Source organism: Novosphingobium sp. MMS21-SN21R (assembly GCF_031846015.1).
Classification (GTDB): Bacteria; Pseudomonadota; Alphaproteobacteria; order Sphingomonadales; family Sphingomonadaceae; genus Novosphingobium.
Window position 1 is genome coordinate 468146 of the sequence record NZ_JAVRDU010000001.1, and the last position, 19758, is coordinate 487903.

General features: G+C 63.2%; 23 protein-coding genes. 1 reads left to right on the plus strand and 22 read right to left on the minus strand.

All coding sequences use genetic code 11. The annotated features are described in order from the left end of the window. Positions 1-97 precede the first annotated feature (97 nt). The 11 genes from RM192_RS02285 to RM192_RS02335 all read right to left on the minus strand — a co-directional run bounded on the left by RM192_RS02285 (position 98) and on the right by RM192_RS02335 (position 10116). Positions 98-721 carry a hypothetical protein gene (locus RM192_RS02285; RefSeq protein ID WP_311505945.1) on the minus strand — a complete coding sequence of 208 codons (624 nt, stop codon included), beginning with the start codon at positions 719-721 and terminating at the stop codon, positions 98-100. A gap of 62 nt (positions 722-783) precedes the next feature. Further along, the gene (locus RM192_RS02290; RefSeq protein WP_311505947.1) at positions 784-1779 is read right to left on the minus strand and encodes a sterol desaturase family protein; all 996 of its coding nucleotides are present in this window, start codon (positions 1777-1779) and stop codon (positions 784-786) included. Between the two features lie 118 nt (positions 1780-1897). Continuing rightward, the gene (locus tag RM192_RS02295; RefSeq protein ID WP_311505948.1) at positions 1898-4012 is read right to left on the minus strand and encodes a TonB-dependent receptor plug domain-containing protein; all 2115 of its coding nucleotides are present in this window, start codon (positions 4010-4012) and stop codon (positions 1898-1900) included. Positions 4013-4090: 78 nt separating this feature from the next. Beyond that, positions 4091-4342, minus strand: a complete 252-nt coding sequence (locus RM192_RS02300) for a hypothetical protein (RefSeq protein WP_311505950.1) — start codon at positions 4340-4342, stop codon at positions 4091-4093. 19 nt (positions 4343-4361) lie between these two features. Continuing rightward, entirely contained in the window at positions 4362-4805 is a 444-nt protein-coding gene (locus tag RM192_RS02305) for a chemotaxis protein CheW (protein WP_311505951.1), read from the minus strand. Between the two features lie 25 nt (positions 4806-4830). Next, positions 4831-5202 (minus strand): response regulator, encoded by a 372-nt coding sequence (locus tag RM192_RS02310; RefSeq protein WP_311505953.1) that lies wholly within the window; start codon positions 5200-5202, stop codon positions 4831-4833. Between the two features lie 20 nt (positions 5203-5222). After that, positions 5223-5780, minus strand: a complete 558-nt coding sequence (locus RM192_RS02315; protein ID WP_311505955.1) for a chemotaxis protein CheD — start codon at positions 5778-5780, stop codon at positions 5223-5225. Between the two features lies 1 nt (position 5781). Continuing rightward, positions 5782-6801, minus strand: coding sequence for a chemotaxis response regulator protein-glutamate methylesterase (locus tag RM192_RS02320; RefSeq protein WP_311505957.1), 1020 nt, complete (start codon positions 6799-6801; stop codon positions 5782-5784). Continuing rightward, the gene (locus RM192_RS02325; protein WP_311505958.1) at positions 6798-7667 is read right to left on the minus strand and encodes a protein-glutamate O-methyltransferase; all 870 of its coding nucleotides are present in this window, start codon (positions 7665-7667) and stop codon (positions 6798-6800) included. Before RM192_RS02325 ends, RM192_RS02320 begins: the two co-directional genes overlap by 4 nt. Next, the gene (locus RM192_RS02330) at positions 7664-9859 is read right to left on the minus strand and encodes a chemotaxis protein CheA (RefSeq protein ID WP_311505959.1); all 2196 of its coding nucleotides are present in this window, start codon (positions 9857-9859) and stop codon (positions 7664-7666) included. Before RM192_RS02330 ends, RM192_RS02325 begins: the two co-directional genes overlap by 4 nt. After that, positions 9856-10116 (minus strand): STAS domain-containing protein, encoded by a 261-nt coding sequence (locus RM192_RS02335; RefSeq protein ID WP_311505961.1) that lies wholly within the window; start codon positions 10114-10116, stop codon positions 9856-9858. The genes RM192_RS02330 and RM192_RS02335 overlap by 4 nt, the downstream gene beginning before the upstream one ends. A gap of 209 nt (positions 10117-10325) precedes the next feature. Between RM192_RS02335 and RM192_RS02340 the strand changes: the two genes are divergently transcribed. Continuing rightward, complete coding sequence (locus RM192_RS02340; protein WP_311505962.1) at positions 10326-11354, plus strand: chemotaxis protein CheB; 1029 nt, start codon at positions 10326-10328, stop codon at positions 11352-11354. A 113-nt stretch (positions 11355-11467) separates the two neighbouring features. Here the strand turns inward: RM192_RS02340 and fliS are convergent, their stop codons facing one another. From fliS to RM192_RS02395, 11 genes are read right to left on the minus strand one after another with little or no spacing between them, the layout of a single operon-like run. After that, complete coding sequence (gene fliS / locus RM192_RS02345; protein WP_311505964.1) at positions 11468-11854, minus strand: flagellar protein FliS; 387 nt, start codon at positions 11852-11854, stop codon at positions 11468-11470. Continuing rightward, positions 11854-13296: a flagellar filament capping protein FliD gene (gene fliD, locus RM192_RS02350; protein WP_311505965.1), complete on the minus strand. Its 1443-nt coding sequence runs from the start codon at positions 13294-13296 to the stop codon at positions 11854-11856. The genes fliS and fliD overlap by 1 nt, the downstream gene beginning before the upstream one ends. 5 nt (positions 13297-13301) lie before the next feature. Continuing rightward, a complete protein-coding gene (locus tag RM192_RS02355; RefSeq protein WP_311505966.1) occupies positions 13302-14465 on the minus strand; it encodes an EscU/YscU/HrcU family type III secretion system export apparatus switch protein in 1164 nt (387 codons plus the stop codon). A 6-nt stretch (positions 14466-14471) separates the two neighbouring features. After that, entirely contained in the window at positions 14472-15260 is a 789-nt protein-coding gene (fliR, locus tag RM192_RS02360; RefSeq protein WP_311505967.1) for a flagellar biosynthetic protein FliR, read from the minus strand. A gap of 3 nt (positions 15261-15263) precedes the next feature. After that, a complete protein-coding gene (locus RM192_RS02365; RefSeq protein WP_311505969.1) occupies positions 15264-15536 on the minus strand; it encodes a flagellar biosynthetic protein FliQ in 273 nt (90 codons plus the stop codon). Between the two features lie 5 nt (positions 15537-15541). Next, positions 15542-16273: a flagellar type III secretion system pore protein FliP gene (gene fliP, locus RM192_RS02370; protein ID WP_311508552.1), complete on the minus strand. Its 732-nt coding sequence runs from the start codon at positions 16271-16273 to the stop codon at positions 15542-15544. 53 nt (positions 16274-16326) lie between these two features. Beyond that, the gene (locus RM192_RS02375) at positions 16327-16608 is read right to left on the minus strand and encodes a flagellar biosynthetic protein FliO (protein ID WP_311505970.1); all 282 of its coding nucleotides are present in this window, start codon (positions 16606-16608) and stop codon (positions 16327-16329) included. Next, complete coding sequence (gene fliN / locus RM192_RS02380; protein ID WP_311505971.1) at positions 16608-16916, minus strand: flagellar motor switch protein FliN; 309 nt, start codon at positions 16914-16916, stop codon at positions 16608-16610. The genes RM192_RS02375 and fliN overlap by 1 nt, the downstream gene beginning before the upstream one ends. Positions 16917-16943: 27 nt before the next feature. Continuing rightward, entirely contained in the window at positions 16944-17834 is an 891-nt protein-coding gene (locus RM192_RS02385) for a FliM/FliN family flagellar motor switch protein (protein WP_311505972.1), read from the minus strand. Between the two features lie 22 nt (positions 17835-17856). Then, positions 17857-18441 carry a flagellar basal body-associated FliL family protein gene (locus RM192_RS02390; RefSeq protein ID WP_311505973.1) on the minus strand — a complete coding sequence of 195 codons (585 nt, stop codon included), beginning with the start codon at positions 18439-18441 and terminating at the stop codon, positions 17857-17859. A gap of 34 nt (positions 18442-18475) precedes the next feature. Further along, a complete protein-coding gene (locus tag RM192_RS02395) occupies positions 18476-19750 on the minus strand; it encodes a hypothetical protein (RefSeq protein WP_311505974.1) in 1275 nt (424 codons plus the stop codon). Positions 19751-19758 lie beyond the last annotated feature (8 nt).

Below are 19758 nucleotides of genomic sequence, written 5' to 3' on the forward strand. Positions count from 1 at the left end.
CAAGAGTCATTGCGCGGCAAGGGGGGGGAAGTCCAGACCTTGCAGGGGATTGGTCGTGGGCAAATTTGACGTTTGCAGGTGAATGGCCTGCGTCCGGTCAGGCCGATGCAGGGACCTCGTCCTGCAACCGCCGGATGAACAGCCGCTTGACCAGCCTGTCCTCAAGAATCCGTCCTACGCCGTATAGAGCCACGAAGATCGCAGCAAAAACATAGGCTGAAGTCGGCGTAGGTTTCTTTTCGGGCTTGTCGCCTTTGCCGTCCTTGGGCTTTTCCGGCTCGGGCGCGCCCAAGGCCTTGTCGATCGGGTTGAGCCGCACTTCCGGCTTTTTCTTGTCGGCGTCCTTGGCCGCAGTGGATGCGCCTGCAACGGCCGGCTTTTCAAATGCGTTGAGAGCAATCGTCAATTGCGCGAATGCCAGAAACAGCAGCGGCACGAGAAAGCAGAACAGCAAGGCCCGGCTGCCCAGGCGATAGCGCAGAATCGGCCCGCCAGTGCCTTCCTCGATCTGAAGAACACCGCTGTCGAAAACCGACATGCTGTCCTGCGCAGGCTGATCCTTCTTGCTGAACGTCAACGTGGCGGAGGACCGCTCATAGGTAGTGCCGACTTCGTGGAACAACGGGTCGAGCCGTGCGAACGCTTGGTCGCTCGATTGGCCGGACGGCAGAGGGACGCTGCCACGTACGTGCCAGATCCAGTCGATGAAACGCAGATTCACGAAACGTCCCTTGATAGGCCTGTTATGCGCAAAAGGAGACAGGTGAGCGGCGAGTGGCGCAGTCATTCTGCTGGCACGGCCGTGTGCTGTCCCGACTGCCCGCTCCCATATTTCTCCTTCAGCGTCTTCCAGCCTTCGGTGAACGGGAACGTCATCTGTTCGCGGATCGTCATGCGGCGTCCGCCTTCCATGCCGAGCAGTTCGGCCTCTCCATCGATGCAGGTGCCGAACATGCGGTCGATGAAGATGTAGGATCCGGCATAGTTGCTGCGGGTGGCCTCGAAGTCCTGCGAATGATGGAGGCTGTGATGCTCGGTCGTGTTGAACAGGAAACGCCACCAGCGCGGTGAGTTGAACCGGACGTTGATGTGCTGGTATGTCCCGATCGCCATGCCGAAGGCGCCTGCAAGCAGGAACGCACGCGGCAGGAAATCGAAGAACCCGCCGATACCAAGGCCGATCAGGAAAAGCTCTACCGGGTTGCCGACCGCTCCCTTGTTGATGTTCAACTGCGTGATGTAGTGATGCACCGAGTGGGGCAGCCACAGCGGATACCAGTTGTGCATCCCGCGGTGCATCCAGTATTGCCCGAAATCGAAAATGAACGAGATCAGGAAGGCCTGAAGCAGCAGCGGCAGGCCGGTGAACCAGGCAAGCTTGTCCCAGTCGAAATTCGTCTGGATCGCCTTGGCCATGACATCGCTGCCGATGTAGCCGTCAACCAGATTGAGGATCGTGTAACCTAGCCCGACGTAGAACAGGTCGGTGGTCAACTCTTTCCAGGTCAGCCGCCAGCTTGCATAGCGCGGATTGACCCATTCCAGCGCCAGCAACAGCACCTTGAAACCTATGCCGATGCCGATGGCCGTCGATGCCTTGGCGATGGAATTGGGTGCATAATACCAGAATGCCAGAAGCGCGAAGAGTACGGTCGGCTGGAACCACGTGAAGATGAACTGTTTTACAGGCCCGCCCTCGACTCTCGGGATGTTCTCCCAGCCGATTGTGACCGGGGCTTGCGTCCCGATCAGTCTGTTGCCTACGCGAACTCCGTCCATCTTTTCCTCGCGATACCCGGTACCACGTGCAAGATGAGCCAAATCGGGCCCGGGCGTCATACGTCATCAGGCGTATGACCTGCGACGGACGCTACACCCGAAAGGGGGGCCTCTGCAATCAGATGCTGCCTTTCACTGTCAGCGTGAAGATCGGGCCGATCAGCCGGTCGCGCGTTTCGACAAAAGCGATCGGCGCGCCCGGCCTCGGCCCGTCGAAGACCTGCCGGTCCCACCGCTGGCGACCATTGAGCAAGTTGCGCGCTTCGGCCTTGACCGTAAGGCCCATCACGTCCTTGTGCTCCACGAACAACCCCGCAAAAACCGGCCCCTCGAAGGCCCGACCGATTTCGTACCGGCGATGATACTGCGACTGGCGATTGTATTCGTACGATCCGCCCGCTGCCCAGTCGGTGCCGGGAAAGTCCTGACGGAAAGAGATTTCGTAGTAACGGTCGGTGATCCCGCCATAGGGAATGTGGCGGCCGGGATCGAACGGGTCCCTCAGGCTGGTGAAGGTCAGTTCGACGTTGAGGTCCAGCCGCGCGCCTTTCCAGCCGAGCGGATCGAACTGCAGCGTGGTGTTGTTGACGATCTGGCGTTCGTGCGCACTGCCGACATTGCCGACGCTCTCACCAAGTGTCCCGATCGGGACGACCGTCACATAGTCCTGCACCTTACGCGCGACGAGGCGCAACTTGGTCGATCCCCACGCGCCCAGATTGCGGTTCAGTTCCAACTCGGCAGACCAGTCCTGCTGCGGCACAAGATCGGCGTTGCCACTGTTGGCATTGCCATCGTCGAGGAAGCGGCGGGCAAGGAAATCGTAGAACGAAAGCTGCCCCACCGAGCGCTTGAGCTTCAGTGAAACATCAAGGCTTTTGCCCGCCTTCCACGCCAGTGAAAGCGAGCCCTTTGGCCGGAAGAAGCTGCGGCTGAGTGGACCCTCGGTGCCCGACGGCGCACCAGTCTGGCGCAGGACCGAGCGCTCGGCACCCCCGATCACCTGCAGAGTGATAGTTTCCGACAAGGGGCGGCTAAACGAAAGGCTGGCGTCGTACCGGTCTTCCTTCACCCCGCCCGTGCCTTCGGGAAAAGGCACCTCGACGAACGCCTCGCTGCTGTCCAGCCCGGCTATGCTGGCAACATTGCGCAGCGAATTGAACGCGGCTTCCCCTGCAAGCTGCCAATCGCCGCCGAGCATTTTCCAGGAATACTCACCACGCGCGATGCGCTCAGCCGTGTCGCCGGTCTGGGCATAGCGGTCGCCAATTGCAGGCGTGCCGTCGTCAAAGCGGGTAATCACCGCCTGGCTATAGGGTTCGTGCTCCTGCCGGTTCAGGCCGATGAGCTTCAGACGTCCCGGCCCGAGCGCGAAGTCCCAGTCTCCGCCGATCTCCCAGTTGCGCGCCGACGACTGGTCGACGAGATCGCGGATGGTTACGGTCCCGTCCACATCGGTGCGTAGCGACCGCTCGGTAAACTGGCGGGGCACACGCTGGAACGAGCCGTTTAGATTGCCCTTGGACGTGCCCGGTCCATCGATGGCGAGACGCACAGCCAGCTTGGGATCATCGCGCCGCGCCTTGACCACGTCCTCGCGGGTCTGGACCAGCGCGCCATTGCGGTCGGTGATCAGCGTAGGCCCGCCCGCCGCGCCGCGATTGGAATTGTTGACGAGGCTGACCGTGTACTCGACCGGACCTTGTCTGCCCGAAAGCGAAATCTCCCCGTTGGTGAAGCGCGGGTCGGCGTAATGCGGGCGGAATTCAGGCGACCAGCGGAACTGGCCGGAGAAGGTATCGCTGCGGGCAATGACGTTGGCGACTTGTCCAGTCAGCCCCGGAATATCGAGCCGCGCGCCATCGACCAGTTCGATCCGCTCGACCGACGAGGCCGGGATGCGCGAAAGTTGCGTCCAGATGTCGTCGGACTTTGACGAAAGCCGCTGCGAATTGACCAATACGTTGCCGCTGGCCTGCCCGAGACCGCGTGCTTCCTCGCCCTCGCGGATCGAGAAGCCGGGAACCTGCCGCAGCATGTCGAGCGCGTTGCGCGGAGCAAAGCGGGCAAAATCGGCTGGCGTGAAAACGGTACGCCCATCGCTGCCGGATGCTTCGGGAACGGCCGGCACCGCCGCCGGTTCGGCAGCATGCGCATGAGCCGAAATGGCAACAAGAACGGCGGCCCCGCCATATAGAAGCGCGCGCAAGGATTGTTTCTGTGGAAACTTCATACCCCGCCGATGGAACAGATCGGCAAGGCGTGCCCGTTACGCTCGACCAACGACATGCGCTGGCCGATGAATGGTGATCTAGCCCGATAGCCGCATGCGGTCGCGCAGCACATCTATCGCGATTCGCTCGATTTCTTCGGCGGGGCGGTCAGCCACAAGCAAGTTGCCGAGCGAGCGCTGCTTCTGGGCGATAAGGTCGATGGCCTGCAGCTTGTCCATGTGCCGCAGGGCAATGTCCATGTCGCTGCACAGCGCGGCACCAAGGGCCTCGACCTCTTCGGCGAGTTCCTCGAGTACGACGGCAATCTGGCGGTGGGTTGGTTGGGCCACGGCGGGCTCCCTCCTGGGTTCAGGCAGCTTCGGCGATCTCTGCGCCGTCAGACAGCGCGGCAAGGTTGAGGACCATGACCATGCTGTCCTCTATAGCGGCGAGGCCTTCGAGGAAGGGCACGACCGTATCGCCCGCCGAGGTCGGTGGCGGGGGCTGCAGCGCTTGGCTGTCCAGCGTGACAATGTCGCTGACCGAGTCGACGATCCAGCCCGAGATCTGCGCGCCCTGCTGGGTGACGATGATCGCGTGGCGCGGGGTAGCCTCGGTCGCGCGCCAACCGAGGCGGGCGGCAAGGTCGATCACCGGCAGCACCGTGCCGCGCAAGTTGACGACGCCTGCAACGTAGCTCGGCACGCGGGGCAGGCGGGTCGTTGGCGACCAGGCGCGGATTTCGCGGATGGCCATGATATCGAGTCCGAAGACCTGGCCTTCGACTTCGAACGTGATCAGTTCGCGCAGCATGGATTGGCTCCTTTCGAGCGTGAAATCAGTGGGAGACGCGGCGCACTGCGGCGACCAGCTTGTCGGGATCGAATGGCTTGACGATCCAACCTGTTGCGCCGGCGGCGCGCGCTCGGGCCTTCTTTTCCTCGGAGCTTTCGGTGGTCAGAACAAGGATCGGGCGGTCGCGGTGGCGGCTGCCCTCGCGCAGGCGCTCGATCAGGCCGAAGCCGTCGAGGCGGGGCATGTTGATGTCGGTGATGACGACGTCGACTTCGTTCATGGCCAGCCAATCGAGCGCGGCCATGCCGTCCTCCGCTTGGGCAACATCGAACCCTTGGCCCGCCAGAGCGTGGTTGAGGAGGGCACGCATCGACGGACTGTCGTCTACAGTTAGGATCCTGGTGGACTTGTTCATGCTTGGACTCGCTTTTCCGATCAGAACAGTTCGACGTCGCCGTGGGCGACCGCCGGGCGCGGGGTGGGTTGTACAGGGGGCGCGAACCGGTCTTCTACCGTGCGGCAGCGGACCTGGCCCGAAGCCGGGCGGAAATCGACGCGGCGGGCTTGCGTGCCGCCAAGATCTTCGCGCATCAGCAGAATGCCTTCGCGCCTGAGGAATTCGCGGGCGAAGTCGGCGTTCATCGAACCGATCTTCATCATGTTGCGATTGACGTTGGCCCCGCCATAGAGATGGGCCTTGAGGTTGAACTTGCGCGCACCCTTGGCCAGCATCTCGTTGACCAGAAGTTCCATCAGATAGACGCCGTAATGCTCGTCGATCTGGGTGCCGGACGCATTGGCGGGTGGTTCGGACAGTAGGAAGTGGTTCATCCCGCCAATGTGCGCGTCGGGGTCGTAAAGGCAGGTCGCCACGCATGATCCCAGCACTGTCGAAAACTCGGCGGCCAGATTTGCGCTGGCTATGGCCTGCCCCTGCATGACCGTCACCCGCTCTGTCGCTGGCGCATTGGAAATTGGCGTATGGATGCTCATCTCAGGCAGCCTTGCTGAACAGCTGCCGGGCAATGGAGCCCAGCGGTGAGATGACCTTGGCCGCGCCGATGTTGATGGCAGCGCGCGGCATGCCGAAAACCGTGCACGTTGCCTCGTCCTGCGCGATGGTATGGGCACCTTTTCGGGCCATGGCCAGCAGGCCCTGCGCGCCGTCCGCACCCATGCCGGTCAGCAGGATGCCGACGGCACGCGCGCCGACAACCTCTGCGACCGACGAAAACAGCACGTCCACGCTCGGCTGGTGGCCGGAAACCGGCTCGCCGGGACGCAATCTGCAATGGAAGTTGCTTGAACCGCCGACCGAAAGGTGCCGCTCGTCGCCCGGCGCGAGATAAACGTGGCCGGGCTTGAGCGGCATGTCCGGTTCGGCAATCATGATCCTGGGCGGGCACGACTGGTCCAGTGTGCGCGCCACGGCAGGCGCAAACCGCGAATTGATGTGCTGAACAATCATCGTCGGCGGGCAGTCAGCCGGAAAGCTGCCAAGCACGGTCTGAAGCGCCTCGACGCCGCCTGTCGACGAGCCGATCGCGATCAGCGCGGGTCGTTCGATCAGGCAAACGCGCGCCTCGTTGGCCACGCGTTGGGTGGCAGGCGCGTGGACCGTGAACTGGACATTCGCTGCTTCGCGGATCATCTGTGCCAATCGGCCAGCGTCGTCGAGACCGGAACCTCCGCCTGATTTGGCGTAGCAATCCACCGCGCCCAGCGCGAGCGCTCGGGCCGACATTTCGTTGCCCGCCTGGGTCGATCCGGACACGATGATCACCGGCGTGGGGCGCAGTTCCATGATCTTGGCGAGGAAATCCAGACCGTTCATCCCCGGCATTTCAATGTCGAGCGTGACCACATCGGGGTCCAGCTCGCGGATCATCTGACGGCCTTCGGCGGCATTGGCGGCAGCGGCCACCACTTCGATATCAGACTCCCTGCTGAGCCGGTTCATCAGGATGGCGCGCATGGTGGGGGAATCGTCGATGATCACGACGCGAATAGTCATGCGGCCCTCTTGCGGTAGATGGTGGGACCCATGGTCGAAAGCTGGTCTAGCGCCGGTCCGGTCACGCGTTCGGAATGGCCGATGTACAGCCACCCTCCCGGCACGAGCTTTTCGGCGAAGCGTTCGACAAGGCGTTCCTTGGTGGGATTGTCAAAATAGATCATGACATTGCGGCAGAAGATCACGTCGAACTGCCCCTTCATCGGCCAGTCGCCGAGCAGGTTGAGCGAACGAAAGCGTGCCAATTGCTGCACCTCAGGCGCGATCGTCGTTTCTTCACCGCTGGTTCGGGTCCAGAGTCGGCTCAGTTCGTCGGGCACCGCCTTGATGTCTTCGGCGCGGTATGTCGCAGCGCGGGCCTTGGTCAGGGCGTGCGTCGCAATATCGCTGGCCAGCAGTCGCAAATCGCGCCGCGCGATGTCGATGCCTTTGGCATGATCGGAGCCGAGAAAGGTCATCAGCAGCGACCAGGTCTCCTCGCCGCTCGAACAGCCCGCCGACCACAGCCGCACCTTGCCGCCCTGCTGCAGACGGTCGACGAAGCCGGGGCGCACCTCGCTCGCAAAGTGCTCGAAATGGTGGGATTCGCGGTAAAAGAATGTGTGATTGGTGGTCAGCGCGCAAATGGCCTTCTGGCGCTCGGCGGCGTCCTCGCGGATGCGGATGACATAAGAGCCGAAAGTTGCGCAGCCCGTGTTGCGCACCAGTGGGGCCAGCCGCGAATAGACCAGCATCGCTTTGCCGGTTGGCAGGACGATGCCTGCTTCCTTGTGGGCGATTTCGCTAATCGCGCGGAAATCGGCATCGTCATAGACCCCGGGACTGACCCCCGGCATCGATGCATCGAGAGCTTCCATCAAGCTCATGCCGCTTCTGCCAGTGCGGCAGGCGTTGCAGCCGCAAGGCTGCGCGAAACCAGACTGTCGACATCGACGATCAGTGCCACGCGCCCGTCGCCCAGAATGGTCGCCCCGGCCACGCCCTCGACAGAGCGGTAATGGGTGTCGAGGCTCTTGATAACGACCTGGCGCTGGTCGCAGATCGCGTCCACGAGCAGGGCGGCACGTCCTGCGCCTTCGGTTTCCACCACGATCAGCACGCCGTCCTGCGGATGTTCGGCCGCGCCGATCGCACCGACAGACGTGCTCAGCGGGATCACCGGAATGAACCTTCCGCGCACGTTGATCATGCAGCGGTTGGCACCAAGACCCTGCACCTCGTTCGGCTCAGGCCGCAGGCTCTCGACCACGTTGGCGAGCGGGACGACCAGCGTCTGATCGCCGACATTGACAACCATGCCATCCGAAATCGCCAGAGTGAGCGGCAGGGTGAGTGTAAACGTCGTGCCCGAACCCGGTTCGGATTCGATGGTTATCCGTCCGCCCAGATCCTTCACGTTCTGACGGACGACGTCCATGCCGACGCCCCGCCCGGATATATTCGAGACCTGTTGCGCGGTCGAAAAGCCTGGCGCGAAGATAAGCAGGTCGATCTCTTCCTTGCTCAACACCGTTTCGGGCGCGATCAGACCTTTCTCGACTGCCTTGGCGAATACCCGTTCGCGGTCGATGCCCTTGCCGTCGTCGCCGATGCGGATGAGGATGCGGCCCGAACGATGTTCGGCCGACAGAGTCAGCGTGCCTTCGGCCGATTTTCCCGCCGCAATGCGCTCGTCCGCGGGCTCGATGCCGTGATCGACAGCGTTGCGGATCAGGTGGGTCAGCGGCTCGCCCAGCCGTTCGATCACGGTCTTGTCGAGCTCAGTGCTTTCGCCCGAGACTTCGAGCCGGACGTGCTTGCCGGTAGAGGACGCCAGTTCGCGCAAGATGCGCGGCACGCGGCTGAACACCGAGCCGATCGGCTGCGCGCGGATCGCCATGGCCGATTCCTGGATGTCGCGGGTCAGGCCCTCGATCAGCGTCATTTCTTCGGAGGCGGCAAAGCCTTCGCCCGAAAGGCGCTGCGCCATCATCGCCTGGGCAATTACAAGTTCACCCACCGCATCGATCAGCTTGTCGAGCTTGTTCAATTCGATGCGGATCGACTGGCCCGGTGCGGGCGGCGCAGGTGGCGCTTGTTGGGCGCGCACCGACTGAACGTCGCCCCCGATTGGCAGCGGTTCTGAAGGCGCATCACCGCCGCCGGGCGTTGCTGCAACGTTTTCCGGCGCCGCCTGTGCAGAATTTGTTTCGGCTGCGACCGCATCTATGGGCAAGGGATAGCGCACCGGCGGCATCTCGGTACCAGTGCCAAATGCCAGCGAACAATCGTCGCCGACGAAGTCGAATATCTCGCGGACCGAGGATTCGCTCACATCGGCCGGGAAGGTGAACACCCAGCCCAGGTAGCCGATGTCGGAGTTGAAGGAATCGAGCGGCGGAACCGAAGAAACATCGCAAACCGTGCAGCGGCCACCAAGGTCGGCCATTTCGCGCAGCATAAGAATGGGCTCGCTGCCATTGCGCATTGCGGCGGCGTGTGGGCGCAGGCGCACTTCCCAACGCGGCTGTTCGGCAAGCTCCGCTGGCGTCCCCATATCGTCGGAGATGTCGGCAAGCAGGGCGTCCAGATCGAAGTCCAGGCCGAAATCGTCGCTGGCATCGTCATGCGTTTCAGCAACAACCTGCGGGGCCGAGGCTGGCGCCGGCTGAGGCACAGTTGTGTCTGGGGCATTTCCGGCATTGGCCGCCATGGCCGCCGTCAATTCCGCCTGAAGAACGTCGTCATCTGGTGGCTCGCTGGAATCGCGCGCCGCCGTCACGTGATCGCTCAGTGTGTCGAGCGCACGCAGCATCAGGTCGATCAGCGGCTCGGTGATGTCGACCGTCTTGTCGCGGACGTCGGACAGCAGCGTCTCGAAAACATGGGTAAAGCCCTGGAGTGCGATATAGCCGAAAGCGCCCGCACCGCCCTTGATCGAATGCACGCCGCGGAAGACGGCGTTTACCGTATCGTCGTCCTGCGTGCCTTCCTTGCAGGCGGCCAGACCCTGTTCGGCAGCTGCCAGCGATTCTTCGCACTCGGCGAAGAAGATAGCCTGGATTTCTTCGGCGTTCATGCTTCCACCCCTCCGAACAGTTCTTCCGACAGCCCGGCGATGCCGACGGCTTCGCGCAAGGCAGACGAGGGGTCGATCACCGCACCGTCCCCTGTCTGGCGGGCGCTGACCAGCAGCTGCAGCATCGCCTGTCCGACCTGCACGCATTCGCGCCCGTCGATCCGCAACGGCCCAGACCCGAGCGCTGCAACAAGTTCAGGCAGCAAGGCTTCGGCTGCGGCGCGGTCGCAACGGGCTGGCAGGGAGATCGACGACATCGGACGGTTGTCCTCCGGATGATGGGGCCGGAGCCGGAATTGTCCGGACACGGCGACTGTTGTTCATCGGATAGACCATGAGGGCAAAGGTCCGCTTTCGCAGGGCCTAGGGTGAGATACGTAAGGTGCAGCACATGAATTGCTCGGCCCTTCGCGCGTAGGAAAGGCGTCAAGGCGCAAGGTTCGCCGGACGAAGAGGTTTATTGCAAATGCACGAAGCACGGGTTCTGGTGGTCGACGATTCTGCGGCAATGCGGGCTTTGTTTTCCGACATTCTCGACCAGGCAAAGAACGTGACGGTCATCGGAGCTGCGGCCAACGCGGCCGAAGCACGTGACCAGATTCGCGACCTGAAGCCCAATGTCGTTACGCTCGACGTGGAAATGCCGGGCATGAGCGGGATCGAGTTCCTCGCCGAAATCATGGGGTCTGCCCCGCTGCCTGTGGTCATGCTGTCCAGTCTTACCCAGGCCGGAACGGAGACCTCGCTCAAGGCCTATGAACTGGGGGCGGTCGAATGCTTCCCCAAACCGCTCAAGGCGACGCCCGAGCAGTTCAGCAAGACTGTGGGCAAGCTCGGCAAGATCGTGCTCGCGGCAGCCAACAGCAACGTCAAGGATCGCCGGGCCCCGCGTGAGCACAAGCAGGCTGACACGCATTTCGAATGGAACGGCCACATTGTCGCACTCTCCGCCTCGATGGGCGGGATCGACGCGCTGACCCAGATGCTGACCTACTTCCCCGAAAAGTGCCCGCCAACCGTGATTGCGCTCAATGCAGAACCTGCGGTTGTGGAGACTTTCATCAAGCGTATGGACGGCGAGCTCAAGTGCGCGGTCAAGGCAGCCAAGGACGGCACGCCGCTTACACCCGGAACGATTCACATCGCGTTCGATCCTGATCGCCACGCGGTGATCGAACCCGGCAGTCCGCCCAAGCTGCGCCTGATCGATCGTGATCCGGTCGAAGGCATGCGCCCCTCGGCAAACCTGCTGTTCGGGTCGATCGCGCGCGGTTCGGTCCCGGCGGCGGCCGCAGTGCTGACCGGCATGGGCAGTGATGGTGCCAAGGGCCTGAGGATCATGCGTGATTCCGGCTGCAAGACATTCGCGCAGGATCGCAGCACCGCGCTGGTGGCCGAAGCGCCGTCCGCAGCCATCGATGCCGGCGCAGCCGACAGCGAACTGGCGCTTGACGATCTCGGCACCGCACTGATCGCCTGCTGCAGCATGAGTTGAACGAAGCCCTGGAGTTTCCCGCACCGCGTGTCCCCTGTGGCGCGGGAAAACAACGAGCCCGGCATCCCGTAACCGGGTTGCCGGGCTCTATTGCGACAAACCTTAGGGTCAGGTCAGGCAGCCGTCATGCCGTGCAGCATAGCTTCGCGAATTTCGGTGAAGTCCTGCCGGATTGTCGCCAGCTTGCCCGCGTCGAACCGCGTCACGCAATCGAGCACTGCGCCGCGCGCAGACTGATACATCTGCATCAGCGCAGGAGCCGTTGGGTTGGCCATGTCCACGCCCATCTGCAGCGCGGTGAGCGCCGAGACTGCACGGGTAAGTGCAGCGCTCTTGGCTGAATTGTCCTTGCGGCCCTGTGCATGCAGCGCCCGGCCAAGCGACCCGATGACCTGTTCAAGGCAAAGGTCGACAAGCTGGCGCGAATCCGCACCGCGTACCCGAGCGTCGAAATCGACGCGGCGATAGGCTTCGGTCGGGTCGTTGCGGTGGTGCAGCATCAATTATTGCCCGTCGAGTTCCAGGCGCTGATCTGCGCCTTGAGAAAAGTAAGGGTGGATTGCGAACCCGAAACGCGTGTGTCCATCACCGCAAATCGGGAGACCAGTCGCTGGCGCATGTCTTCCTGCTTTTCGGTGAGGTCGGTCGACTTTTCGGACACGGTTTTCTGCAGCGCCGTATAGCGTGTGATCGAACTGCCGAGCGATGCGCCGCTGGTGGTCGATGCTGCGGCTCGGGCGATCTTGTCGATGGACGAATAGACCCCGTAAACCCCCGTCGTCCACATGGCACCCGCGGCTTGCGGATGATCCTTGAGCGTCGCCGAAAGCCGATCTGTGTCGAGTGTGAATGTGCCGTCCCGCTGGATCTTGAGGCCGAGGTCGCCCAGCGTCGAAGGCTCGCCATCGGCCGCATTGACCATGATCCTGGTGCCCGCAAGCGCGGTCAGCGCGCTGCGCAGCGCGCGCGCGCCGGGATCGCTATTGAGATCGCCGCTGCTCTTGTCCATCGCCGAAGTCAGCTGCGATACGACCTCGTTCAGCGCATCGACCAGATCGGTCATCGCCGAGGAGATGTTGCTCGAAGGATCGCTGAAACTCACCGTAGCGGGCGAACCTGCGTTGGTGCCGGTCAGCTTCAGGTTCAGCCCCGGCACGACGTCGTTCACCGTGTTGCTTTTCGATGTGTAGTCGACACCGTCGATGCTGAACGCGGCATCGCTCGCGGTGGACTTGAGCTGCGCGGTGTTGGTCGCCGCGCTCCAGGCCAGATTGGACAGCGCTTCTCCTCCGACGTCCGGCGTCACTTCGATCTCGAAGCCGCTCGTCGCGCCCTCCTTGCCCTTGAGCACGAGTTGCGCACCCGCCGCGCCGTTTGCGATATAGGCAGTGACGCCCGCGCCCGAAGCATTGATCGCCGTGGCAACGTCGGCCAGTGTTGCGCCGGTGGGTACTGCGATGTCGACTGCGGTTTGGGTAGCGTCTGGGGTGAAGCCCCCGCCCGAAACCGTCCCGAAACGTAACGTCAGCGTTCCCGAACCAACCGTTGCGGTGGGCGACGAATAGGCTGGCATCACCAGCTTCTGCGCATTGGCCAGGCTGGTGACTTCAAGCGAATAGGTGCCGCTGCCGGTGGCTGTGCCCTTGCTGACGGCGGCCACGCTGGCGCTGGTGATCGAAGGTGTGACGGCCAGATCGCCGGTGCGGATCAGCGATCCCACTGAGGTGGCGAGCGTGCTCATCAGTGACTTGAGATTCGACGCGCTCGAAATCTGCGCGGTCAGCTTTTCGTTCTTTGTCGAAAGCTGGTCGAGCCTCGGAGCGAACTGAGCGGCGGCGAGCTGCTCAGCCAGTTGCGAGGTGTTGATGCCGCTACCGGCGCCCAGCGACGAGATGATCTGGGCGGTGGCCGAGGTCGATGCGGTGGACGAGGTTGTAGCCATGACTCTTAGGACGGCCGGGCCGCAGCGGGGTTAAGGCTTGCGACAATTTCGGGACGGCCTTCCGTGTCGAACCGCATGTGCATCGGCAGGTCGATAGGCGGCAGCACCGGCGCGTCGCCCCGCTTCAGTGACAGGACGAATGCCAGCACCACTGCCACTGCCGCATAAAGATCTTCGCGGATCACCTGATTTTCGCGCGTGGTGAAATAGACCGAGCGGGCCAGCGGAGGGATTTCCAGCGTCGGAACACCCATTTCTGCGGCCAGTTGCCGCATGGCCAGCGCCTTTTCGCCACGCGCCTTGGCCAGAACCACCGGGGCGGGGGCAATGTCGGGATCATAGACCATCGCCACCGAAAAGTGCGTTGGGTTGGTTATCACGAACTGCGCCTTCAGCATCGCCGATTGCATTGCGCCCATGGCGAACTGGCGCTGCTTTTGGCGGATCGCCGCTTTCTGCTCGGGAGAACCTTCGGACTCCTTGGACTCGTCCTTGATCTCCTGCAACGTCATGCGCAGGCGGAAGAAACGGCGCAGCCACTGGATCGGAAAGTCGATCAGCGCGATCACCATCAGGCCCGAGGCCAGCGCGAAGGCAAGCGAGGTAATCGCATCCCAAGCCATCGTCAGGTGGTCGTGGACGTCACCATGACCCAGCCCGATCAGGCGCGATATCTCGCCCGAAGCCCAGACCCAAGCAATTGCCCCCATCAGCGTGAGCTTGGCCAGACCCTTGGCCAGCTCGATCCAGCCTTGCGAACCGAACATTCGCTTGAGGCCCGATAACGGATTGATCCGCGAAGCCTTGGGAGCAAGGTTCGACGGAATCCAGCGCCCGTCCGACATGCCGATCTGCGAGAAGACTGAAGCCGCCAGCACCAGTCCGCCAAGCAGAAAAACCGGCGGCAATGCGGTGATCATCGCCCCGATCAGCATCTTGCGCGGCGCAAAGTCTTCGATCACCTTACGGTCCATCGTCAGCGACGCACGCAGAGTATCCTGCAACATATCGAATACCCAAGGCCCGGCAAACTTCAGCCAGACCGCGCCGACCAGCACGCCCACTGCCGTCGCCAGATCGCGCGAACGCAAGACGTCGCCGTTCTTGGCGGCGTCCTTCTTGCGCTTGTCGGTAGGGGCAAAGGACTTCTCGCCCTCGGTTTCGGCCACGGCAGACTACTCCGTGCGGGCGAGCAATGCAGCGGCGTTCTCCACCGCACCCGCAGACATGTCGACCATCAGGTCGGTCAGCATCGGTGCCGCAGTGATCATCGCCGCCAACCCCGCCAGCACGCCGGCAGGAAGGCCCAGCGAAAACAGGTTTAGCGCAGGCGCCGAGCGGCTGATGATGCCGGTCGTTACCTGAACCAGCAGCAGGATCAGCGTGACCGGCAGTGCGATAAGCAGCCCGGTCACGAACATCGTTCCGGCAAATTCGGTGATCAATTCCATCCGCTCAGGCGCGAGCCATGCGGCGCCCGGCGGGAACGTGCGATAACTTTCGACGATCAGCGCGATCCAGTTGAGGTGCGCGCCGGTGCCAAGGAAGATCACGGTCAGCACCACCGCGAAATACTGGCCCATGGCGGGCGAGCTTGCACCGCTGACCGGATCGGCGGTCGTCGCAATCGACATGCCCATGGCGCCGCCGATGATCTCGGCCGCTAGCGTTGGCGCGGCAAAGGTTAGTTGCAGGGCAAAGCCGAGCGCCAGCCCGATCAGTACCTCGTTGGCAACGATCAGCATTCCTGCCAGCGACAGCAGCGCAGTCGGCGCGACCACGGGCGTCCATGCGCAGACCAGCAGCGCGATTGCGCCGGTGGTGATCACCCGCACTTGCGGCGGCACGGTGGCCATGCCGAACAGCGGGGCAGCCATCATCGCCGCGCCGATCCGCGTCATCACGAACACGAAGTGCCAGAAATCGGCCTCGAGCGCGCCAAATCCGAAGTTGAGCTGCAGCACCCGTCAGCGCCCGGTCATGGCAATCTGGTCGAAGATTTCCTTGGTGAAATCCCCGACCAGACCCAGCATCGCGCTGCCGAACAGCACCAGCACAAGCGCAGTGACGGCCAGCTTCGGCACAAACGTCAGCGTCTGCTCGTTCACCGAAGTCGCCGCCTGAATTACGCCGACGACAAGGCCGACGGCCAGCGAGGCGATCAGGATCGGAGCGGCCACGAGCGCGGTGATCCAGAGCATACGGTCGGCCAGCGAAAGGAGGGAAGCAGTATCATTCATCGCGGTCACCCGAAGCTCGCGGCAAGGCTGCCCATCAGCAGCGCCCAGCCATCGACCAGCACGAACAGCAGCAGCTTGAATGGCAGCGACACGATCGTCGGACTCATCATCATCATGCCAAGGCTCATCAGCACTGATGACACCACAAGGTCGATCACCAGAAACGGCAGAAACAGCATGAAGCCGATCTGGAACGCGGTCTTGAGTTCGCTGGTCACATAGGCCGGAAGCAGGATCGAATAGGGCACCTCGGCGGCACTGGCGAAGCGCGGGGCCTTGGCGATGTCGGCAAACATGCGCAGGTCCGTTTCGCGCGTCTGACGGATCATGAAGGCGTGAAACTCGCGGCCTCCGTTGATGAAGGCCTGCTCCACGCCGATCTGCCCTGCCGAATAGGGCTGGATCGCGTTCGCGTTCACCTTGTCGAGTGTCGGCCCCATCACGAACAGCGACAGGAACAGCGAAAGCCCGATAAGCACCTGATTAGGCGGCGATTGCTGCAGCCCCATCGCCTGCCGCAGGATCGACAGCACGATCAGTATCCGCGTGAAGCTGGTCATCATAAGTACCAGCGAGGGCAGGATCGTCAGCAAGCCCATGATCAGCAGGAGTTGCAGCGAAAGCGACAGCGAACCGCCCCCCTGCGCACCCGCAATCTGGCCAAACGCCCGGTCGAGCGCGCCCGAGATCGCGGCTGGCTGCTGCGCCGGGGCAGGCCCCGAAGCAACCGCCGCCATAGCGTGGTGCGGCAACAGGATCAGCGCTGTCGCCAGCGTGGAAACGATACGCTTCACGGCGCGTCCTCCACGTCCGCCTTGGGCCGGGCAGGGGCTTCGGCAAGCCGCACGATGCCGTTCTTGCCCGCCGAGACGAGGATCTCCCGGCCATGAAATTCGAGGACGGCCAAGCGCAGCGTAGGGCTGAGCATCTGGGTTTCGATGATGCGGACCGCCTTCTGTCCGCTCCCGGCCGTGAACCGACCTTCCATGCGTTTGGCGAACTTGAGGCTTGCGTAAGCCAGACCGCCGATCAGTGGCAGCAGGACCAGCAGCTTGAGGATATACCAGAGCATCAGCCCGCATCCCCCTTGGTGGCCTTGCGAGGTGCAGGGGCGGGCGCGGCGACATCCGGCTCACTGCCAAGCAGCTCGACGATACGCAGGCCGAACCTGTCGCCCTGTGCGACCACTTCGCCGCGCGCTATCAGCTTGCCGTTGACCATCACGTCGAGCAGTTCGTCGGTCATGCGGTCGAGCATCACCACCGATTCCTCACCCAGGCCGAGCACGTCCTTGAGTTTCATCGATGTGCTGCCAAGTTCGACAGTCAGGCGGACGTCGACATCCTTGAGGAAATCAAAACCGCGGGGCTGGAATGTCATCTGGGTCGGGCCTCTTTGTTCTGGAATTCAGGAAAGCTGGCTGATCTGTATGGCGACACGGTCATCCAGCGCCCCGATCGTGCCGTGGGCGCAGGGCTTGCCGCCGACGATCAGCGGCACCGATCGGGCAATGGGAACGGACAGGATCTGCCCGACCTCAAGCGCCGAGACGGTCGACAGCGGCAGGCGCATATCGACCAGCACGGCGGTGACATTGATCGGCAGGTCCGCGAACGGCGCGTCGGTCGGTGATCCGGGGCCGCGCGCAGGCCGTGCTGGGCGCTTGCTTTCCCCATGTGCAAACACCTGAGTCAGCGTCTCCACGGGGAAAGCGAGCGAGATCGCCCAGGGCATGCGGCCCTGCTCGTTGACGTTGAACGTCAGGGCGGCAACCGCGGCGGCGTCGGGCATCGCCTGCAACTGGCCAAGGCTGGCCTCGCGCCGCACCGCGCGGATTGGGCCGCCGGTCGGCCCGCCCAGCGCCAGCGCCAGACATGCGGCAATGATCTGCTCCATCCGCCCGATCATCAGCTCGGCGGAAAGCGGGAATTCCTTGGGCAGTGACGATGGCGTATCGCCGGGACCGCCGAATGCGCGATCAACCAGACGCAGCATGGTTTCGCCTTCGATCGTGGCGAGGAAGGGCGCGCTGCCGATATGAAACAGGCTGTTGGCGGCAAGGCGCGGCACTTCCGAACAGAAGTCGGCAAAATCGGTCTGCATCGGTTTCATCGGGGTAATTTGCGGCTCTGCCCCGCCAAGCAGTGGCGAGATCGCCCCGCGCAAGGTGCGGGCCATGCGCTCGCTCATCCGCGCAAGCGCAGGCACGAGATCGCCCATGCCCGGCCCCGGACGCAGCAGGGCCGGATCATGCCGGGCCACGGCACGTTCGGCTATAAAGGCGCGTTCTGGTTTCATGCTATCGGAGCGGCCTTCGTGCTTACTGGACGATGAATGTCTTGAAGTAGACCGCGTCGACCCCGCCGAAGCCTTCGGTCCCGGTCAGCACCTTGTTGATCGCAGCGGTCAGCCGCTTTTGCAGGCGGTCCTTGCCGACCGGCGAATAGACGTCCTCCTCCGGCGTATCGGCAATCGCAATCAGCACAGCCGATCGGATTGCCAGCTCGTGCTTCTTCATCCACAGGATCACGCGGTAATCGCGGCGGGTGGACGCCGCGATGTTGACCTGAAGCAGCGCCTCGGAATCGCGCAGGTTCGAGGTGAAATCCTCGGGGAAGTTGTAATAGACCGTGCGAAACTCGCTGCCGCCTTCGCCCTCCACATCGGCCCCGCCGCCTTCCCCTTCGCCTTCCTTGGCGACTGGCGCGTAAGGATCGACTTCGCCCTTGCGGATCAGCTTGGGATTGGGGTCCTCCTTGACCTCGGCATGACCGCCACCGATCACGCCTGCGGCCACCAGGCCGAACACGCCGCCGCCACCGACTGCAAGCAGGCCGACCGGCATGAGGATCTTCATCATGCCGCCGCCCTTCTTCTTTTTGGGCTTCTCTTCCTTGTCGCTCATGCGGGTTCTCTCAGGTTTCGAATGTCAGGATGGATCAGGCGAAGATGCCGCCGGGCGTGGCGGTGTCGTCATCACGCCGCAGCGTGTCGCGCAGTTGTGCGGCCGGGCGCTCGGCTGTTTCCGCGCGGGGACTGTGCTGTTGCTGATGGCGCGCGCCGTCGCCCGGAGCATTGCTGCTGCCTCGGGCCTGAGCCTGCAGGTTCTGGTCGCGCGGCGTTTCGGAATTCGACGAAGCTGCCGCAGCCTCGTTCGAAGCGGTGATGGCGCGCGCAAAGCCGGGATCGGCACTGCTCATGGAAACGGACATGCCGGTGTCGTCCTGCTCGAACCGCATCGAGACGCGGCCAAAGTCGGCATGGGCAACCGAGACGCGCATGGCATTCGGCTCAGCCTCTTCGCGCGCGCGATTTAGCGTATCGACCAGCGTGGCAAAATCGATGCGTTCGGGGCGATGGCTGGCGCGCAAGACCGGCGCAGCATCCTGCTGCGGTCCTGCCTCGGCGGTGCGGTGCAGAACGGGCGCGATCAGGTCATCGGCAGTGTCGAGCAGCAGCGCGGAATCCGAGTCGTCATCGGCAAATGACGGTGCAGCGGCTGCAGACGCAGCGGGCTTTGCAGACGCGCCTGCTTCCTTGATCGCGCCGTTTTGCGCGGCCATTGTCGGCGCGCTTTTCGGCGCGCCTTTCGGCGCGGCTTCGGGAGCTTTTGCGCGGAAGTCCTGCGGTGCTGGGGGCGCCAATTCGATCGACACGGACTGCGCGATGGCGATGGTTGCCGCGAATGCGACCGGATTGGGCTGACCATTTGCAACCGGCGTGGCGGCTTCTGCGGGCCGCATTGGTATGGGCGTTGCCGCGTAGCTGGCTGTTCTGTCAGCGCGCGTCTCCGGCTGCTCGGCCTTCGTCTTGGGACCAAGCCACTGCGGTGCTGCAAAGATCGCGGCGATCATCGCCTGATCGGGCAAGGCGGCTTCGGCCTTGACGGCGTAGGGCCGCTCATCCTCCGCAGCGGTTGTCGCTTCCCCGTTCTGGAATCCCGCTTGAATGAAATTTGCGGCAACCGCGGCAACCGGCACTGCCGCTTCCGGCAAGATCTTGCCGCTTGCCGGAACGATTGCCGGACTTGCCGGGACAGGCCTGCTTGCCGCAACTGGCGCGAGAGGCTGTGCCGATTGTAGCGCCAGCATCGCTTCAAACGCGCCACCTTGCGCCAATTTGCCTGGATCGACTGCGTTTCCTGCACTTTCCGGCGCAATGCCAATGGCGGAAATCGGCAGGGAAGGCAGGGGCAGGGCGGCAAGATCGAACATCGGCAAGG

What these genes read in the sequence shown, in the direction of transcription:
- RM192_RS02290 (WP_311505947.1), bottom strand. Translation starts at nt 1,779, where the DNA reads ATGGACGGAGTTCGCGTAGGCAACAGACTGATCGGGACGCAAGCCCCG.
- RM192_RS02295 (WP_311505948.1), bottom strand. Translation starts at nt 4,012, where the DNA reads ATGAAGTTTCCACAGAAACAATCCTTGCGCGCGCTTCTATATGGCGGG.
- RM192_RS02305 (WP_311505951.1), bottom strand. Translation starts at nt 4,805, where the DNA reads ATGCTGCGCGAACTGATCACGTTCGAAGTCGAAGGCCAGGTCTTCGGA.
- RM192_RS02310 (WP_311505953.1), bottom strand. Translation starts at nt 5,202, where the DNA reads ATGAACAAGTCCACCAGGATCCTAACTGTAGACGACAGTCCGTCGATG.
- RM192_RS02315 (WP_311505955.1), bottom strand. Translation starts at nt 5,780, where the DNA reads ATGAGCATCCATACGCCAATTTCCAATGCGCCAGCGACAGAGCGGGTG.
- RM192_RS02320 (WP_311505957.1), bottom strand. Translation starts at nt 6,801, where the DNA reads ATGACTATTCGCGTCGTGATCATCGACGATTCCCCCACCATGCGCGCC.
- RM192_RS02325 (WP_311505958.1), bottom strand. Translation starts at nt 7,667, where the DNA reads ATGAGCTTGATGGAAGCTCTCGATGCATCGATGCCGGGGGTCAGTCCC.
- RM192_RS02330 (WP_311505959.1), bottom strand. Translation starts at nt 9,859, where the DNA reads ATGAACGCCGAAGAAATCCAGGCTATCTTCTTCGCCGAGTGCGAAGAA.
- RM192_RS02335 (WP_311505961.1), bottom strand. Translation starts at nt 10,116, where the DNA reads ATGTCGTCGATCTCCCTGCCAGCCCGTTGCGACCGCGCCGCAGCCGAA.
- RM192_RS02340 (WP_311505962.1), top strand. Translation starts at nt 10,326, where the DNA reads ATGCACGAAGCACGGGTTCTGGTGGTCGACGATTCTGCGGCAATGCGG.
- fliS (WP_311505964.1), bottom strand. Translation starts at nt 11,854, where the DNA reads ATGCTGCACCACCGCAACGACCCGACCGAAGCCTATCGCCGCGTCGAT.
- fliD (WP_311505965.1), bottom strand. Translation starts at nt 13,296, where the DNA reads ATGGCTACAACCTCGTCCACCGCATCGACCTCGGCCACCGCCCAGATC.
- RM192_RS02365 (WP_311505969.1), bottom strand. Translation starts at nt 15,536, where the DNA reads ATGAATGATACTGCTTCCCTCCTTTCGCTGGCCGACCGTATGCTCTGG.
- fliP (WP_311508552.1), bottom strand. Translation starts at nt 16,273, where the DNA reads ATGGCGGCGGTTGCTTCGGGGCCTGCCCCGGCGCAGCAGCCAGCCGCG.
- RM192_RS02375 (WP_311505970.1), bottom strand. Translation starts at nt 16,608, where the DNA reads ATGCTCTGGTATATCCTCAAGCTGCTGGTCCTGCTGCCACTGATCGGC.
- fliN (WP_311505971.1), bottom strand. Translation starts at nt 16,916, where the DNA reads ATGACATTCCAGCCCCGCGGTTTTGATTTCCTCAAGGATGTCGACGTC.
- RM192_RS02385 (WP_311505972.1), bottom strand. Translation starts at nt 17,834, where the DNA reads ATGAAACCAGAACGCGCCTTTATAGCCGAACGTGCCGTGGCCCGGCAT.
- RM192_RS02390 (WP_311505973.1), bottom strand. Translation starts at nt 18,441, where the DNA reads ATGAGCGACAAGGAAGAGAAGCCCAAAAAGAAGAAGGGCGGCGGCATG.
- RM192_RS02395 (WP_311505974.1), bottom strand. Translation starts at nt 19,750, where the DNA reads ATGTTCGATCTTGCCGCCCTGCCCCTGCCTTCCCTGCCGATTTCCGCC.